Source organism: Pseudomonas parafulva (assembly GCF_000800255.1).
Taxonomy (GTDB): Bacteria; Pseudomonadota; Gammaproteobacteria; order Pseudomonadales; family Pseudomonadaceae; genus Aquipseudomonas; species Aquipseudomonas boreofloridensis.
This window is the reverse complement of record NZ_CP009747.1, coordinates 3188936-3204938: the sequence shown is the minus strand read 5'-3', so window position 1 is coordinate 3204938 and position 16003 is coordinate 3188936. Positions and strand designations below refer to the sequence as shown.

At 63.8% G+C, this 16003-nt stretch carries 14 protein-coding genes; 8 read left to right on the top strand and 6 right to left on the bottom strand.

The genetic code is table 11. From position 1 onward, the window contains the following. Nucleotides 1-36: 36 nt before the first annotated feature. The 4 genes from NJ69_RS13850 to yaaA form a co-directional block, all read right to left on the bottom strand. Nucleotides 37-1203 carry an alginate biosynthesis protein Alg44 gene (locus tag NJ69_RS13850; RefSeq protein ID WP_039579930.1) on the bottom strand — a complete coding sequence of 389 codons (1167 nt, stop codon included), beginning with the start codon at nt 1201-1203 and terminating at the stop codon, nt 37-39. A gap of 35 nt (nt 1204-1238) precedes the next feature. Then, complete coding sequence (alg8, locus tag NJ69_RS13845) at nt 1239-2720, bottom strand: mannuronan synthase (RefSeq protein WP_039579927.1); 1482 nt, start codon at nt 2718-2720, stop codon at nt 1239-1241. 63 nt (nt 2721-2783) lie between these two features. Then, nucleotides 2784-4100, bottom strand: a complete 1317-nt coding sequence (locus NJ69_RS13840; RefSeq protein WP_039579924.1) for a nucleotide sugar dehydrogenase — start codon at nt 4098-4100, stop codon at nt 2784-2786. A 923-nt stretch (nt 4101-5023) separates the two neighbouring features. Then, a complete protein-coding gene (yaaA, locus tag NJ69_RS13835) occupies nt 5024-5803 on the bottom strand; it encodes a peroxide stress protein YaaA (RefSeq protein WP_039579921.1) in 780 nt (259 codons plus the stop codon). A 134-nt stretch (nt 5804-5937) separates the two neighbouring features. On the opposite strand from yaaA, the gene NJ69_RS13830 reads away from it, so the two are divergent. The 5 genes from NJ69_RS13830 (at nt 5938) to moaE (ending at nt 10033) form a co-directional block, all read left to right on the top strand. Continuing rightward, nucleotides 5938-7065 (top strand): polysaccharide deacetylase family protein, encoded by a 1128-nt coding sequence (locus NJ69_RS13830; RefSeq protein WP_039579919.1) that lies wholly within the window; start codon nt 5938-5940, stop codon nt 7063-7065. Nucleotides 7066-7368: 303 nt separating this feature from the next. After that, entirely contained in the window at nt 7369-8763 is a 1395-nt protein-coding gene (locus NJ69_RS13825; RefSeq protein WP_039579916.1) for a PhoH family protein, read from the top strand. Nucleotides 8764-8865: 102 nt separating this feature from the next. Continuing rightward, on the top strand, nt 8866-9336 hold the full coding sequence (moaC, locus tag NJ69_RS13820; RefSeq protein WP_039579913.1) for a cyclic pyranopterin monophosphate synthase MoaC: 471 nt from the start codon (nt 8866-8868) through the stop codon (nt 9334-9336). Further along, the gene (locus tag NJ69_RS13815; RefSeq protein WP_029614993.1) at nt 9336-9581 is read left to right on the top strand and encodes a MoaD/ThiS family protein; all 246 of its coding nucleotides are present in this window, start codon (nt 9336-9338) and stop codon (nt 9579-9581) included. The genes moaC and NJ69_RS13815 overlap by 1 nt, the downstream gene beginning before the upstream one ends. Nucleotides 9582-9583: 2 nt before the next feature. Continuing rightward, nucleotides 9584-10033 carry a molybdopterin synthase catalytic subunit MoaE gene (gene moaE / locus NJ69_RS13810; protein WP_039579911.1) on the top strand — a complete coding sequence of 150 codons (450 nt, stop codon included), beginning with the start codon at nt 9584-9586 and terminating at the stop codon, nt 10031-10033. Nucleotides 10034-10043: 10 nt separating this feature from the next. Here moaE and rhlB read toward each other — a convergent pair whose 3' ends face one another. Beyond that, a complete protein-coding gene (gene rhlB, locus NJ69_RS13805) occupies nt 10044-11519 on the bottom strand; it encodes an ATP-dependent RNA helicase RhlB (RefSeq protein WP_039579908.1) in 1476 nt (491 codons plus the stop codon). A gap of 102 nt (nt 11520-11621) precedes the next feature. Continuing rightward, nucleotides 11622-12278, bottom strand: a complete 657-nt coding sequence (locus NJ69_RS13800; protein ID WP_039579906.1) for an alpha/beta hydrolase — start codon at nt 12276-12278, stop codon at nt 11622-11624. A gap of 335 nt (nt 12279-12613) precedes the next feature. On the opposite strand from NJ69_RS13800, the gene NJ69_RS13795 reads away from it, so the two are divergent. From NJ69_RS13795 to NJ69_RS13785, 3 genes are all read left to right on the top strand, one after another. After that, entirely contained in the window at nt 12614-13642 is a 1029-nt protein-coding gene (locus tag NJ69_RS13795) for an amino acid ABC transporter substrate-binding protein (protein ID WP_039579903.1), read from the top strand. A gap of 67 nt (nt 13643-13709) precedes the next feature. Next, on the top strand, nt 13710-14888 hold the full coding sequence (locus tag NJ69_RS13790) for an amino acid ABC transporter permease (RefSeq protein WP_039579901.1): 1179 nt from the start codon (nt 13710-13712) through the stop codon (nt 14886-14888). Nucleotides 14889-14898: 10 nt separating this feature from the next. After that, nucleotides 14899-15996: an amino acid ABC transporter permease gene (locus NJ69_RS13785; protein ID WP_039579898.1), complete on the top strand. Its 1098-nt coding sequence runs from the start codon at nt 14899-14901 to the stop codon at nt 15994-15996. Nucleotides 15997-16003 lie beyond the last annotated feature (7 nt).

Below are 16003 nucleotides of genomic sequence, written 5' to 3'. Positions count from 1 at the left end.
AAGAAACACCGTTCAAAGGCTTCATCCCCGGTCCCCTTACAGCCCGCGCGCCACGGCGCGGTCGATCAGCCAGTCCATCGACGGGCCACGGTCGCTGTTCACCGAGGCCGGACGCCCGGCCAGCTCTGCGGGCAACGCGCCGTCAGGCTTGATCTGCACGCGGATGTCCGAGGCCAGGTTGTCGGTGTCCAGGCTGCTGCTGCCGACGATCACGCCGGTGCGCACTTGGTCTTCGCCAGCCACCTGGAAGTTGACCCGGGTGCCGGGCTTGACCTCGTCGAACTGGCGATAGCTGAAGCGTGCTTCGACCGTTGGATGGGTGGTGCGCGGGATCAACTGGTACACCGGCTGGCCTTTGCTGGCGTACTGGCCGTCGTCCACCAGTTGCCGCGCGACCACGCAGTCGCAGGGGCTGGTGAGGGTGCCGGAGAGCTGCTTGCCGAACAGCTCCTCGACCTTGGCCGGCTCCAGTTGCGAGTCGTCCAGGTGGCCCTTGAGCAGGTCCAGCATGCTGGTGTTGAAGGTGGCCAGCGGCGCGCCCTTGCCGATCTGCGCGCCGGTCTGCACCAGGCCCTGCAAGCTGCCGTCGCGGGGCATGGTGATGGTGGTGGTGGGCACGGCGACCACCCCGGCTTCGGCGTGGCTGACGAAGTACAGGCCGTACAGCGACTTGGCGACGAAGCCGAAGGCGGCGATGCCGACCACGAACACGCCGAGGGTGACACTGACCGCACGCAGGCGGGCGAAGGGCGACAGGCCGGAGCCGGCGTCCTTCTGCTTGCGCGCCTTGGTGAAGTTGTCGCGTTGCAGGGTACTGAGCACGTCGCCGACGCTGATCAGCTCACCGGACAGGTGACTGGTGATGATGTGGCGCAGGGTGGCGATGTCGCGCGGTTCCAGGTTCTGGAACTCGGCGCCGATGCGCCCGCTGCTGGTGTCGCTGGAGCGCACCAGCAGCTCGACGTCCATCGCCAGGCCGAGGTTGTCGACCACGAACTGCAGGCGGCCGCGCAGCAGTTCGCCGACCGGCAGGGCGCGCTTGGCATGGAACGACAGGCCGCCAGCGGACAGGTCGTCGACCTTGACCTCCTGCTGCTGGCGCTCGCCGTCGAGGTAGCGCAGCTTGGCGGGAATACGCACGCGAGCGTGCTGGCGCTGGGCCTCGGACTCATGCACGACGTTGACGTTGACAGCGTTATTCATGGCGATTTGTTCCTTTGCATCGATCCGGGTTGGGCTCACACGACCATGAACAGCACAGCGACGAAGATGCTGGCCGCCGAGAAGGTCATGGTCCGCGAGGACCAGGTGTTGAACCATTGTTGAAAGCTGGCGAGGTCACGCTTGAGGGCCGTCGGCTGACGGGTCCAGGACTGCTTGTCGAGGCGGAAGAACACGTAGATCTTCATCAGCGCGCCGACGATCTGGTTGTAATAGAGGATCAGCGGGTAGGCCGGGCCGACGCTGTGGCCCGAGCACAGCAGCATGATGGTGAGGATCAGGCGGGTGATGCCGATCCACAGCAGGTACACCAGCAGGAACTGCAGGCCGAACTTGAAGCTGGCGATCAGCGCCACGGTCAGGCCCAGCAGGCTGGTCCACATCGACACGCGCTGGTCGAACAGCACGATGCTGGTGAACAGCCCCAGGCGCCGCAGGCCCAGGCCCAGGGCGCGGGAGTTCTGCCGCAGGTTGTTGCCGTACCAGCGGTACATCAGCTTGCGGCTGGCCTTGAGGAAGCTCTTTTCCGGCGGGTGTTCGACCGTGTTGATCGCCGCGTCCGGCACGTAGAAGGTGTCGTAGCCCAGGCGCATCAGGCTGAACCAGCTGGACTTGTCGTCGCCGGTGAGGAACTTGAAGCGGCCCAGGCGCCAGTGCATCAGCGAGTCGCTCTCGACGTCGGCGATGAACTCGGGGTTGGTGACCACGCTGGCGCGGAACATCGACATGCGCCCGGTCATGGTCAGCACGCGCTTGCTCAAGGCCATCGAGCACATGTTGATGTGGCGCTGGGCGAAGCGCAGCTTGTGCCACTCGCTCATGATGTAGCCGCCGCGCACTTCGCAGAATTCGTTGGTGGTCAGGCCACCGACGTTGGGGTAGAGCTTGAACCACGGCACGGTCTTGCGCACCACGCCTTCGGCCAGCACGGTGTCGCCGTCGATCACCGCCACCACGGCGTTCTCGTCCGGCAGCGAGCGGGAGATGGCGCGAAAGCCATAGGCCAGGCCGTCACGTTTGCCGGTGCCGGCGATACGCACGAAGTCCAGGGCCACGTGCTCGGGCGGGTTGTACTTGGCCCACAGGCTCTTGACCAGCAACTCGTCGGACTTCTCCACCAGCGAGCAGACCACGGTGGTGGGGTAGCCGCAGTCGATCGCTTCGCGGATCACCGAGCTGTACACCTGGGCGGTGGTCAGCGCATCGATACGAAAGCTGGTGACCATCAGGTACACGTGCGACGGATCGGCGGCCTTGCCCAGCTTCTGCACCTTGCGGCGCAGGTAGGGGTAGACCAGGTACAGGAAGATCATGCCGCGGATGAAATGGGTGGCGCCCATGGAGTAGCGCCAGATGCCGACAGCGCCGACCAGGAAGATGAAGTGCTTCGATTGCGAGTCGAAGATATCGCTGGGCAGGGCCAGGGCGATCAGCATGAGCAGGCTCATGAAGAGCAGCCATCCGGCGCACTGCAGCAGCACTGTCTGGAGCCTTTGCATGTTCAGCATCCGTCGCGAGAAATCGGGAAAAGGCGGGGCCGGGTGGCCCCGCGTCGGGCTGGCTTACCAGCAGATGCCTTCGGTGCGGCTGGCGGTGCTGGTGGGCTTGCTCATGAAACCGACCAGGTCGATCACCTGCTTGCCTGCCGGCGCCTGCTGGGCGAGGGCGCGGAACTGCTCGTCGCGGTTGCCCAGGACGATGATGTCGGCGCCGTCGATCACCTGCTGGAAGTCGGCGTTGAGCAGCGAGGACACGTGCGGGATCTTCGACTCGATGTAGTCTTTGTTGGCGCCGTGGACACGGGCGTACTCGACGTTCTGGTCGTAGATGTTCAGCTCGTAGCCCTTGCCGATCAGGCGCTCGGCCAGTTCCACCAGCGGGCTTTCGCGCAGGTCGTCGGTGCCGGCCTTGAAGCTCAGGCCAAGCAGGGCGACCTTGCGCTTGTCATGGCTTTCGATGATGTCGAAGGCGTTCTGCACCTGGGACTCGTTGCTGCGCATCAGCGAATCGAGCAGAGGTGCTTTCACGTCGAGGCTGGCGGCGCGGTAGGTGAGGGCGCGCACGTCCTTGGGCAGGCACGAGCCGCCGAAGGCGAAGCCAGGGCGCATGTAGTACTGCGACAGGTTCAGGGCCTTGTCCTGGCAGACCACGTCCATCACTTCGCGGCCATCGACGCCCACGGCCTTGGCGATGTTGCCGATTTCGTTGGCGAAGGTGACCTTGGTGGCGTGCCAGACGTTGCAGGTGTACTTGATCATCTCGGCCACTTCGATCGGCTTGCGGATGATCGGCGCGTCGAGCTCTTCGTAGATGGCTTGGAGCACGTCGCCGCTGGCGCTGTCCAGTTCGCCGATGACGGTCATCGGTGGCTGGTCGTAGTCCTTGATCGCGGTGCTTTCGCGCAGGAACTCGGGGTTGACCGCCACGCCGAAATCGACGCCCGCCTTCTTGCCGGAGCAGTCTTCGAGGATTGGGATCACCACGTTCTTCACGGTGCCCGGCAGCACGGTGCTGCGCACCACGATGGTGTGGCGGCGGGTGGTGTCGCGCAGCACATAGCCGATCTCGCGGCACACCGATTCGATGTACTCAAGGCCCAGGTCGCCATTTTTCTTGCTGGGGGTGCCGACGCAGATCATCGACACGTCGCTGGCGCGGATGGCTTCGGCGAAGTCAGTGGTGCCACGCAGTCGGCCATTAGCGATGCCCTGTTGCAGCAATTGCTCCAGGCCCGGCTCGACGATGGGCGACTTGCCCTGATTGATCAGGTCGATCTTGGTGGTGGACACGTCCACGCCGATCACTTCATGACCGCGTGCCGACAGGCAACCTGCACAGACGGCACCTACGTAACCCAAACCAAAGATGCTGATACGCATCGTATTCACCTCGTGTGTATATCGCGCCGGTTCTTCCACAGAACCGAGCCGGGTTGATTGACCTGCTCTTGCAGGCGCACGGATCCATGGCGAAGTGACACTTCACCGGGCGCAGGCATGAACGAATCCGGAGCGCATACTGCAGTGCGCTCAAACTTGGCAATTAAATGGCCAGTAATTAAAAGGCGTGCCCTTGAATGCAGCCGTCTTTATTGCAACGCCTTATGCGGTGCGTTGCTGTGCTTGTTCTTTCAAGTGAGTAAATCCTTTGAAATCAACCACTAGGACGATTAGTAAGGGGCGCGTCTCTCCTTCTTGGACCGGCCGCTGGGTGTACCCGAAGCGGTAGCCGAAGTTGTCGGGGCCGGCAGTGGAAACCGGCCTTAAGTTAGCTGTAAGTCATCTCTCACGTTGCACGCTGGTGAATCGTTACGGGTGGTATGAGCGGTGCTTGGAAGGTAAGTTCCGGGGTGGGTTCGGCGCAGATGAAAGATTTCTAAATATTTTTTCAATGATAAATACTTTCATTCTGATGGCACGGTCCGGTTTCGTCCCGATATATAAAGGGGCAAAACGAGGTGGGATGGTTATATGCCAGCATCGGAAATTTTTTTTCAAAAAAAGTCGGAAATTTACGAGTGGTCGTTCATGAACCTAGGCAACAGACAGGGCTGATGGTTTTTTGGCGACCATTTTTTGGCGTTCCTGGTGTCGAATTTTCGCTGAGCTGACGACGACCACAGACGGCTGCATTTAACCGCCGGGTTTTTGTGGCTTTCGTGACCAGGGATCGAGGCTCATTGTTCGTGACGATACGTGGACCTCCCGCAGGTGACGGGCGTGCAGGCCCAGGGCCTCGAGGCGGGGTGAGTGTGGGTGTGGGTCACCGATTAGCCCCGCCTGGGAGTGGCGGGGCGGTGGGGTCAGGGCTCGGGCTGGTCGCGCAGGAACACCAGATGGTCTGGCCGCGACTGCTCGGCACTGTAGTAGTAGCCCTGGACGTCGAAGCCCTTGAGCTGCTCGGGGTCGGCGATGCGCTCCTGGATCACGAAGCGGCTCATCAGGCCACGGGCTTTCTTGGCGTAGAAACTGATGATCTTGTATTGGCCGTTCTTCAGGTCCTTGAAGTCGACGTCGATCACCCGCGCCTTGAGCGCGTTTTTCTTCACCGCACCGAAGTACTCGTTGCTGGCCAGGTTCAGCAGCAGGTCATCGCCCTGGTCGGCCAGGGCCTGGTTCAACCATTCGCTGATGCGCGTGTCCCAGAAGGCGTAGAGGTCCTTGCCGCGAGCGTTTGCCAGCTTGGTGCCCATCTCCAGGCGATAGGGCTGCATCAGGTCCAGAGGACGCAGCAGCCCGTACAGGCCCGAGAGCATGCGCAGGTGCTGCTGGGCATAGGCGAAGTCGTCTTCGCTCAGGCTTTCGGCGTCCAGCCCGGTGTACACGTCGCCCTTGAAGGCCAGCAGCGCCTGCTTGGCGTTGGTGGGAGTGAAGTCGGCCGTCCAGCTGCCGAAGCGGGCGGCGTTGAGGCCGGCGAGCTTGTCGGACAGGTGCATCAGTTCGGCGATCTGCGCCGGCGAAAAATCGCGCAGTTGCTCAATGAGGATCTGCGCATGATCCAGGTGCTGGGGCAGGGTATGACGCTGGGTGACGGGTGGGGTGTCGTAGTCGAGGGTCTTGGCGGGGGAAATCACCGTCAACATGGGGTCGGCTCCTGGAAAGGTTGGCGTGATTCTACGGGGGCCTGCGCTGGCGCGCCAAACTATGCCTGCCATAGGCACAGACCATCGGCGGCTGTGACGCTATAGTGCGTCAGTTCATTTTGCGGAGACTGCTCGTGCGCATCGCCCTCGCTCTTCTGTTCGCGCTGTTCGCTACGGCGGCGCAGGCTGCCCCGCCGCTGGCGGTCAGTTTCGACCGCAGCCTGTGGCCGGAACAGCTCGACAGCCCGGTCCTGTTCGATGTGGCCTCGCGGGCGCAGATCCTCTCCTTCGCCCAGGTGCTGCATGAAAGCGAGATGCTCGATGAAGGCAGCCTGGCGGCGCGCCTGGGGCTGCGCCAGATCAACCTGTCGGTGGTGCGCGCGGTGCGGGCGCGGATGTGGCAGCGCTTGTGGGAGAACTACCAGCAGGCGCAACTGAGCTGCGAGGAGGATGCGTCGTTCTGCTACGCCGTGGACTCGATGGCGGATCTGCGCACGCGCTCGGCGACCTTCGCCAGCGAGGTGGGCGAGTTCTACCAGGGGTGGGTCGAGCCCAGTCATCGCTTCAACCAGCGCTACCTGGACGAGCAATTGCGCAAGGCCGCGCTGTTTCCGCAGACCAGCAGCGAGGTCGAACGACTCTCCAGCCGCGAGCGCAGCGGCGACGAGCTCAACGATCGGGTGTTCCTGCTGACCTTCGCCGGAGGCCCGGGCCCGGTGGGCAGCAGCAGCGATACACTGGCCGACTACCTGCGCCGGCAGAAGCTGGGCGGCACCTTCTTCGTGCTCGGCAGCCGCGTGCAGCAGCGCCGCGACGCCAGCCAGGGCGCGGATGTGGCGAGCTTGTACGCCGGGCAGTGCGTGGGCATCCAGGGCTGGGAATACCGCTCGCATGCCCAGTGGCAGGACTGGCAGGACTCGCTGCGGCGCAGCCAGGCGCAGGTGCAGGCGCTGATGCCCGAGCAGTATGTCCCCCTGTTTCGACCACCCTATGGCCAGCGCCGCGCCGATGGCGAAGGCTTCATGACCGCGCAGGGGCTACAGGTGTCGTTGTGGGACATCGATGCCCAGGACGACACCGCGCTGGACGCCGAGCAATCGGCCCAGCGCGTGCTGACGCTGATGCTGTTATGGCGCAAGGGCGTGATCCAGTTCCATGACAGCCAGCCCAAGGCCCAGCCTGCGCTCCAATGGCTGCTGCAGCACACGGCGCAGAGCGGTATCGGCTGGGAAGACTGCCACGCCTACGCGACGGCGCGCTAACGGTGGTGCAGGAGAAAAAACGGCTCCATCCCTGACTGTAGTCGTCGTTGCGCATCACGCCAAGGGCGCTTCGTCATTCAGCAAAATAAACTTCATGTGCGCGTAAAAAGTCTTTTTTCCGTCACGCTTTTTGCGGTATGAAGGAGCCAGACAGCCGATTCCTGCAGCACAGGTGGCGTCATCCAGGCCCTCCTTCTGCCAGGTGCGCTCCCCGCCCGTAACGACGCGGATACGGGGAGAACGGCGGTCACTCTGCGGCGCAGTACGCCTGTGCCGTCCTGCTTTCACATAAGGTGACCGAGTATGGATGACCAAGGACGCAACCCTTCCTCCAACAAGCCCATCCTGTATGTCCTCGATACCAACGTCCTGATACACGACCCCAACGCCTTGCTCAACTTCGAGGAGCACCACGTCGCCATCCCGATGACGGTGCTGGAGGAGCTCGACAAGCTCAAGACCGGCAAGCAGACCATCGCCGCCGAATGCCGCCAGGCCATCCGCCTGATCGATCAGACCCTGGGTGAGGCCTCGCCCACCGACGTCGAACAGGGCGTGCCGATCCAGCGTGGCAAGAGCGGTCCCAAGGGTTTCCTGTCGATCCTGATGAGTCCGCGCCACGAGCCGTCGCGGCTGCTGCCCGAACACCTGAACGACAACATCATCATCAACCAGTTGCTGGAGCTGCGGGCTCGGCGCGGCGACCTGGACGTGGTGCTGGTGACCAAGGACATCAACATGCGCCTGAAGGCGCGGGCCTGCGGCATCGCCGCCGAGGACTACAGCACCGACCAGTTGGTCGACGACGTGTCGCTGTTGTCCAAGGGCTACCATTCGGTCAGCGGCTCGTTCTGGGACCGCGTGAGCAAGGTCGACACCCGCCAGGAGCGCGGCCGCACCTGGCATCGCGTGCAATTGAGCGAGCCGCTGCCGGCGGTGCACGTGAACGAGTTCATCATCGACGAGCAAGGTTTCGTCGGCTGGATCAAAGGGGTGCGCGAAGGCGAATTGCTGCTACTGGACCTGCACCAGGAACCGTTGCTGCATCAGGAGGCCTGGGGCCTGAAGCCGCGCGACATCCATCAGAGCCTGGCGCTGTTCGCCTTGCTCGACCCGGACATCCACCTGGTCAACCTGACCGGCGCCGCCGGCTCGGGCAAGACCATCCTGGCGCTGGCCGCTGCCATCGAGCAGACCATGGTCAGCAAGCGCTACCGGCGCATCATCGCCACCCGCAGCGTGCAGGGCCTGGACCAGGAGATCGGCTTCCTGCCGGGCACCGAGGCGGAGAAGATGGAGCCTTGGCTGGGCGCCATCACCGACAACCTCGAAGCCTTGCACATGGATGACGAGAGCACCCATGGCAGCGTGGAGTACATCCTCGAGCGCGTGCCGTTGCAGTTCAAGTCGCTGAACTACATTCGTGGGCGCAGCTTCCAGCAGAGCCTGATCCTCATCGATGAATGCCAGAACCTCACCCCGCACCAGATGAAGACCATCATCACCCGTGCCGGCTCCGGCTCGAAAGTGGTATGTCTGGGCAACCTGGCACAGATCGACACCCCCTACCTGTCCGCCACCAGCTCGGGCCTGACCTACCTCACCGAGCGCTTCAAGGACTTCCCCCACGGCGTGCACATCACCCTGCAGGGTGTGCCGCGCTCGGTGCTGGCCGAGTACGCCGAGTCGCATATGTAGCCCCCAACGCCTCAACGCCGGCTCGCCGGCGCTGGGGCGCTTTGCCTGCACATTCGCCCAGTAGCGGTTTACACTCTGCACTCTCTTCACAGGAGCAGAGCAGTGCTGACTCATCTCGATTCCCAGGGGCGCGCCAACATGGTCGACGTCACTGAAAAGGCCGTGACCTCACGTGAGGCCAGCGCCGAGGCGCGGGTGCGCATGTTGCCGGCCACGCTGCGCATGATCGTCGAGGGCGAGCACCCCAAGGGTGATGTGTTCGCCGTGGCGCGCATTGCGGGTATCCAGGCGGCGAAGAAAACCAGCGACCTGATCCCACTGTGCCATCCGCTGATGCTTACCAGCGTCAAGGTGGAGCTGCGCGCCGACGGCGAAGACGCCGTGCACATCCTCGCCCGCTGCAAGCTGGCTGGGCAGACCGGGGTGGAGATGGAGGCGCTGACTGCCGCGAGTGTCGCCGCCCTGACGATCTACGACATGTGCAAGGCCGTCGACAAAGGCATGGTCATCGAGCAGGTGCGCCTGCTGGAGAAGATCGGCGGCAAGAGCGGCCATTACCAGGTGCCTGTGTGATGAAGATCAGGACGTTGTATTTCGCCCGCTACCGCGAGCGGCTCGGGCTCGACGGCGAGTCGCTCGACGGCGATTTTCAGGTGCTCGACGACGTGCGCCAGGCGTTGCTGGCCAAGGGCGGCGCCTACGCGGTGCTGGCCGAGCAGAACCTGATGTGCGCCCGCAACGAGGAATTGTGCCGGCTCGACGAGCCCGTGGAGGAGGGCGACCAGGTGGCCTTTTTCCCACCGGTAACGGGAGGCTGAGCATGGCCATACGGGTTCAGCAGGCCGTCTTCGATGCGGGCTACGAGCTCAATGCCCTGCACGCGGCGAATGTCGGCGTGGGTGCGGTGGTGGGATTCGTTGGCTACGTGCGCGACTTCAATGACGGGCGCGAGGTGGCGGGGATGTTCCTCGAGCACTATCCGGGCATGACCGAGAAGGCGCTGGGCAAGATCGTCGACGAGGCGCAGCAGCGCTGGCCGTTGTTGAAGGTCGAGGTGCTGCATCGCATCGGCGCGCTGGAGCCGGGCGAGCCGATCGTCTTCGTCGGCGTGGCCAGCGCGCACCGGCAGGCGGCGTTCGACGCCTGCAATTTCATCATGGACTACCTCAAGACCCGCGCGCCCTTCTGGAAGAAGGAAACCACCCAGGAGGGGCCGCGCTGGGTGGAAGGCCGTCAGAGCGACCAGGACGCGGCCGAGCGCTGGCAGTAGCCGGGCGCGTCTACACCGACGGGTTGGCGCTCGCCTGGGCCTTGCGCGGCACCGGCGTGAGCAACGCGTCCGGCGGCATCTCGCATTTGATCTTGCGCCCCAGCAGTTCCTCGATCGCCGGCAGTTGGTAGGCGTCGTCCTCCCCGGCGAAGCTGATCGACACCCCGCTGGTGCCCGCACGCCCGGTGCGGCCGATGCGGTGCACGTAGTCGTCCGGGTCTTCCGGCAGGGTGAAGTTGATCACATGGCTGATGCCGTCGATGTGAATGCCGCGTCCGGCCACATCGGTGGCCACCAGCACGGTGACGCGCCCTTCACGGAAGTTCTCCAGGGTGCGGATCCGCTTGTGCTGCGGCACGTCGCCGGACAGTTGCGCGGCGTTGACGCCATCGCGCACCAGGCGCTCCTCGATGCGCCGCACCTCGTCCTTGCGGTTGGCGAAGACCATCACCCGCTGCCAGCCGTTCTGCGTCACCAGGTTGTACAGCAGCTTGTACTTGTCGCTGCCGGCCACGGCATAGACGTGCTGCTCGACGGTTTCGCTGGCCACGTTCTCCGGCTCGATCTCGACGATGGCAGGATCGGTGGTCCACTGCTTGGCCAGATTCATCACGTCGTCGGTGAAGGTGGCGGAGAACAGCAGGGTCTGACGTTCGCTCTTGGGCGGGGTCTGACGGATGATCTGCCGCACCTGCGGGATGAAGCCCATGTCGAGCATGCGATCGGCCTCGTCCAGCACCATCACCTCGACCATGTCCAGGTGCACTTCGCCGCGTTGCTGGAAGTCCAGCAGGCGCCCAGGCGTGGCCACCAGAATGTCGCAGTGGCGTTTCTCCAGGGCCTTGAGCTGCTTGTCGTACTCCATGCCGCCGACGAAGCTCATCACGTTGAGCCCGCTGTAGCGGGTCAGGGCTTCGGCGTCCTTGGCGATCTGCACCACCAGTTCACGGGTGGGCGCGATGATCAATGCGCGCGGCTCGCCCATGTAGCGTTCCTTGGGCGGCGGCGTCTGTTGCAGTTGCGCAATGATCGAGATGAGGAACGCGGCGGTCTTGCCGGTGCCGGTCTGGGCCCGACCGATGGCGTCCTGGCCGCGCAGGGTGTGGCCCAGCACCTGCGCCTGGATCGGCGTGCAGTAGGGGAAACCCAGGTCGTGGATGGCATGCATCAACGTGTCGGAGAGCTTGAAGTCGTGGAAGCGGGTCTTGCCTTCCTGGGGTTCGACCACGAAATCTTCCGGTTTCCACAGGCTGGCCTGCGGCTTGGGTTTGCGCTCGCGGCGCGGTTTTTCCCGCGGGGTCCGGGCGACCGGTGCAGTGGCCTGAGGCGCTGGCTCCGGCTGAGGGCTGGGCGCGCTGGCGCGCTCGGGCTTGGGCGGGTGAGCGGCAGTGGGCTGCGGCGTTTGGGCTGTCACGGGGGCAGAGGGCGCGACGGCCTGCGGGGCGGCGTCGGCTTTGCCGAATATCTTCTTGAGTGCCTTGAGCACGGTCGTCTCGTCAATTGATTAAGGAATGTACGCCGGGCAGTGTAATGCAAGAACCCCACTCGGCGTAGTGCAATGCGCCCGCGACTACAGGCGCGTGGGCAATCACTGAAGCCGCTGGGCCAGCCAGTCGTGGATGTCGCTCAGTTCTTCCACCAGCACTTCGTGTTCCATGGGGTATTCGTGCCAGCGCGCCGCCACGCCCCAGGTATTGAGGTACTCGAACGCCGTGCGCCCCATGGAGGGAATGACCACCGGATCGTGCACGCCATGCAGGCACAGGGCAGGCGTGCGCTGCTGACAGGCACTGAGCTGGTGCGTGTCGCTGAAGGTCGGGGCGTAGGTCGACAGGGCGATGACGCCGCCCAGGGCCTCTTGCCACTTTATATACGCGGTATGCAGCACCACGGCGCCGCCCTGGGAGAAACCGGCCAGGACGATGCGGGCCAGGTCGATGCCCTTGGCCTGTTCGGCTTCGATCAAGTCGATGACCTGCGCGGCGGAGGCGTCCAGTTGCGCTTCGTCGATGGCCCGCGCCGGGCTCATGGCCTTGATGTCGTACCAGCTGGGCATGGCATAGCCGCCGTTGATGGTCACCGGGCGGGTTGGCGCCTGGGGCATGATGAAGCGCGTGCTATGCAGTCGTTCCTGAAGAAATTCGGCCACCGGTAGGAAGTCGTAACGGTCGGCGCCCAGGCCGTGCAACCAGATCACACAGGCATCGGCCGTATTCTGGGGTTCGAGGATCAACGGTTGGGTCATGAATGCTCCGAAAAAGTGCGTGGGAACTCATTGAGTGCGTGAAAAGGCGGCGTGGATGGCGAGGGCCATAACTGCATGTCGCAACGCTGCAACTTTACCCTCTTGACGTCTGCTTAAACGCTTTAGGCGGTCACTGTGGTACGCCCCTTGCTATGTCCATGTCGCTGCACGGGGCGAAACCGGACCGGTAACACCGTCCACTTGCAGGAAAGGCTGTCACAGAACGGCCCGTTGCGCCAATTGACCCGAATAACACGCCAACCAGGGTCGGATGCGCCTCATGAGGGCGCGGTGCAATTCCGGCTCGATACAACAAGAGCATTTGGAGGTTGTTGATGAAGATGTTGAAAACCACGCTGGCAGTCCTGACCGCTGCCGCCGCCTTCGGTGCCGTGAGCACCGCACAGGCCGGGGCCACGCTCGATGCGGTGCAGAAGAAGGGCTTCGTCCAGTGTGGCGTGAGCGACGGCCTCCCGGGCTTCTCCGTCCCTGACGCCCAGGGCAAGATCGTCGGCATCGACGCCGATGTCTGCCGCGCCGTGGCGGCGGCCGTGTTCGGCGATGCCAGCAAGGTCAAGTTCAGCCAGCTCAACGCTAAGGAGCGCTTCACCGCGCTTCAGTCCGGTGAAGTCGATGTGCTGTCGCGCAACACCACCTGGACCAGCTCGCGCGACGCCGGCATGGGCCTGGTGTTCACCGGGGTCACCTACTACGACGGTATCGGCTTCCTGGTCAACAACAAGCTCGGCGTGAAAAGCGCCAAGGAGCTCGACGGCGCCACCATCTGCATCCAGGCCGGCACCACCACCGAACTGAACGTTTCCGACTATTTCCGCGCCAATGGCCTGAAGTACACCCCGATCACCTTCGATACCTCCGACGAGAGCGCCAAATCGCTCGAGTCCGGGCGTTGCGACGTGCTCACCTCGGACAAGTCGCAGCTCTACGCACAGCGCTCCAAGCTGGCCGCGCCGGGCGACTACGTGGTACTGCCGGAAACCATTTCCAAGGAGCCCCTCGGCCCGGTAGTGCGCAAGGGTGACGAAGACTGGTTCAGCATCGTGCGCTGGACGCTGTTCGCCATGCTCAACGCCGAAGAAGCCGGTGTGACCTCCAAGAACGTCGAAGCCGAGGCCAAGTCCACCAAGAACCCGGACGTGGCGCGCATGCTCGGCGCCGACGGTGAGTACGGCAAGGACCTCAAGCTGCCCAAGGACTGGGTGGTGCAGATCGTCAAGCAGGTGGGCAACTACGGCGAAGTGTTCGAGAAGAACCTGGGCAAGAGCACGCCGCTGCAGATCGACCGTGGGCTGAACGCTCTGTGGAACAACGGCGGTATCCAGTACGCGCCACCGGTGCGCTGATCGCCGTCACCCGCGACGGTATGTGGCCGTCGCGGGTCGTTCCACTTCCTTGCTTTCGGTGCCTTTCATGAACAATCCAACCGGCGCGCGCAAAGGGCTGTCCCTGAGCGATCCGCGCGTGCGTGCGTGGCTGTTCCAGGTCGTTACGGTCGTGGCCGTGATCGCCCTGGGCTGGTTCCTCATTCACAACACCCAGACCAACATGCAGCACCGGGGGATCACCTCGGGCTTCGATTTCCTCGAGCGCAGTGCCGGCTTCGGCATCGCCCAGCACCTGATCGACTACAACGAGACCGACACCTACGCCCGCGTGCTGTTGGTGGGGTTGCTCAATACCCTGCTGGCCAGTGCCATCGGCATCGTCCTGGCCACCGTGCTCGGCTTCATCATCGGCGTGGCGCGGCTGTCGTCGAACTGGGTGATCGGCAAGCTGGCGGCGGTGTACGTCGAGACCTTCCGCAACATCCCGCCGTTGCTGCAAATCCTGTTCTGGTACTTCGCCGTGTTCACGGCGCTGCCGGGGCCGCGCGGCAGCATCAACATCGATGACCTGTTCTTCATCAGCAGTCGCGGTGTGAACATGCCCGGTGCGTCGATGGGCGAAGGCTTCTGGCCGTTCGTGGTGTCCCTGTTGCTGGCGCTGGTGGCAATCGTGGTGATGGTGCGCCAGGCCAACCGGCGTTTCGATGAAACCGGCCAGCCGTTTCACAAATTCTGGGTCGGCCTGCTGCTGTTGGTCGGTATCCCGGGGGTGTGCGTGCTGCTGTTCGGCAACCCGCTGCAGTGGCAGGTGCCGCAGCTCAAAGGGTTCAACTTCACCGGCGGCTGGGTGCTGATTCCCGAGTTCCTGGCGTTGACCCTGGCGTTGTCGATCTACACCGCTGCGTTCATCGCCGAGATCGTTCGCGCTGGCATCCGCTCGGTCAGCCATGGCCAGACCGAGGCGGCGCGCTCGCTTGGGCTGCGCGAAGGGCCGACCCTGCGCAAGGTGATCATCCCCCAGGCCATGCGGGTGATCATTCCACCGCTGACCAGCCAGTACCTGAACCTGACCAAGAACTCGTCGCTGGCGGCGGTGATCGGCTACCCCGAGCTGGTGTCGCTGTTCGCCGGTACGGTGCTGAACCAGACCGGCCAGTCGGTGGAGGTGATGGCGATCACCATGGGCGTGTATCTGACCATCAGTATCAGCATCTCGTTGCTGATGAACGGGTACAACAAGCGCATTGCGCTGATCGAACGGTGAGGGCCGGCGCATGACTACCCATTTTTTCAAACCCGACATGCCGCCACCGGTGAAGACCGTCGGCGTGCTCGCCTGGCTGCGGGCCAACCTGTTTTCCAGTTGGGCCAATACCCTGCTGACGCTATTCGCGCTGTACCTGATCTGGCTGATCGTGCCGCCGCTGCTGCACTGGGCGTTCCTCGACGCCAGTTGGACCGGGAGTACCCGCGCCGACTGCAGCGGGCAGGGCGCTTGCTGGGTGTTCATCCAGCAGCGTTTCGGCCAGTTCATGTATGGCTACTACCCCAGCGAGTTGCGCTGGCGGGTGGACTTGAGCGTGTGGCTGGGCGTGATCGGCGCCGCGCCGCTGTTCATTCGGCGTTTTCCGCGAAAACTGCCCTACGGCCTGTGCTACCTGGTGCTGTATCCGATCCTCGCCTACCTGTTGCTGCACGGCGGCAGCTTCGGCCTGAGCAGCGTGCCGACTTCGCAGTGGGGCGGGCTGATGCTGACGCTGGTGATCGCCACCGTGGGCATCGCCGCTGCCTTGCCACTGGGGATTCTGCTGGCGCTGGGCCGGCGCTCGAACATGCCGGTGGTCAAGGCGGTCTCGGTGACCTTCATCGAGTTCTGGCGCGGCATTCCGCTGATTACCGTGCTGTTCATGTCGTCGGTGATGCTGCCGCTGTTCATGCCTGAGGGCACCAGCTTCGACAAACTGCTGCGGGCCATGATCTTCGTCATCCTGTTCGAGTCGGCGTACATCGCCGAAGTGGTGCGTGGCGGCTTGCAGGCCATCCCCAAGGGGCAGTACGAGGCCGCCGCCGCCATGGGCCTGGGCTACTGGCGGGCCATGGGCCTGGTGATCCTGCCGCAGGCCTTGAAGCTGGTGATTCCGGGCATCGTCAACACCTTCATCGCGCTGTTCAAGGACACCAGCCTGGTGATCATCATCGGCCTGTTCGACTTGCTCAACAGCACCCGCCAGGCCACGGCAGACCCTGCCTGGCTGGGCATGGCCACCGAGGGCTACGTATTCGCCGCCCTGGTTTACTGGATTTTCTGTTTCGCCATGTCGCGCTACTCCATGCACCTGGAGCGCAAGCTGGACACTGGCCACAAGCGTTAGGAGTTTC

Bases quoted from the DNA above. Each gene is read 5' to 3' on its own strand.
- NJ69_RS13795 (WP_039579903.1), top strand. From the start codon at position 12,614: ATGAAGATGTTGAAAACCACGCTGGCAGTCCTGACCGCTGCCGCCGCC.
- NJ69_RS13800 (WP_039579906.1), bottom strand. From the start codon at position 12,278: ATGACCCAACCGTTGATCCTCGAACCCCAGAATACGGCCGATGCCTGT.
- alg8 (WP_039579927.1), bottom strand. From the start codon at position 2,720: ATGCAAAGGCTCCAGACAGTGCTGCTGCAGTGCGCCGGATGGCTGCTC.
- NJ69_RS13785 (WP_039579898.1), top strand. From the start codon at position 14,899: ATGACTACCCATTTTTTCAAACCCGACATGCCGCCACCGGTGAAGACC.
- NJ69_RS13825 (WP_039579916.1), top strand. From the start codon at position 7,369: ATGGATGACCAAGGACGCAACCCTTCCTCCAACAAGCCCATCCTGTAT.
- NJ69_RS13790 (WP_039579901.1), top strand. From the start codon at position 13,710: ATGAACAATCCAACCGGCGCGCGCAAAGGGCTGTCCCTGAGCGATCCG.
- NJ69_RS13840 (WP_039579924.1), bottom strand. From the start codon at position 4,100: ATGCGTATCAGCATCTTTGGTTTGGGTTACGTAGGTGCCGTCTGTGCA.
- yaaA (WP_039579921.1), bottom strand. From the start codon at position 5,803: ATGTTGACGGTGATTTCCCCCGCCAAGACCCTCGACTACGACACCCCA.
- moaE (WP_039579911.1), top strand. From the start codon at position 9,584: ATGGCCATACGGGTTCAGCAGGCCGTCTTCGATGCGGGCTACGAGCTC.
- NJ69_RS13815 (WP_029614993.1), top strand. From the start codon at position 9,336: ATGAAGATCAGGACGTTGTATTTCGCCCGCTACCGCGAGCGGCTCGGG.
- NJ69_RS13850 (WP_039579930.1), bottom strand. From the start codon at position 1,203: ATGAATAACGCTGTCAACGTCAACGTCGTGCATGAGTCCGAGGCCCAG.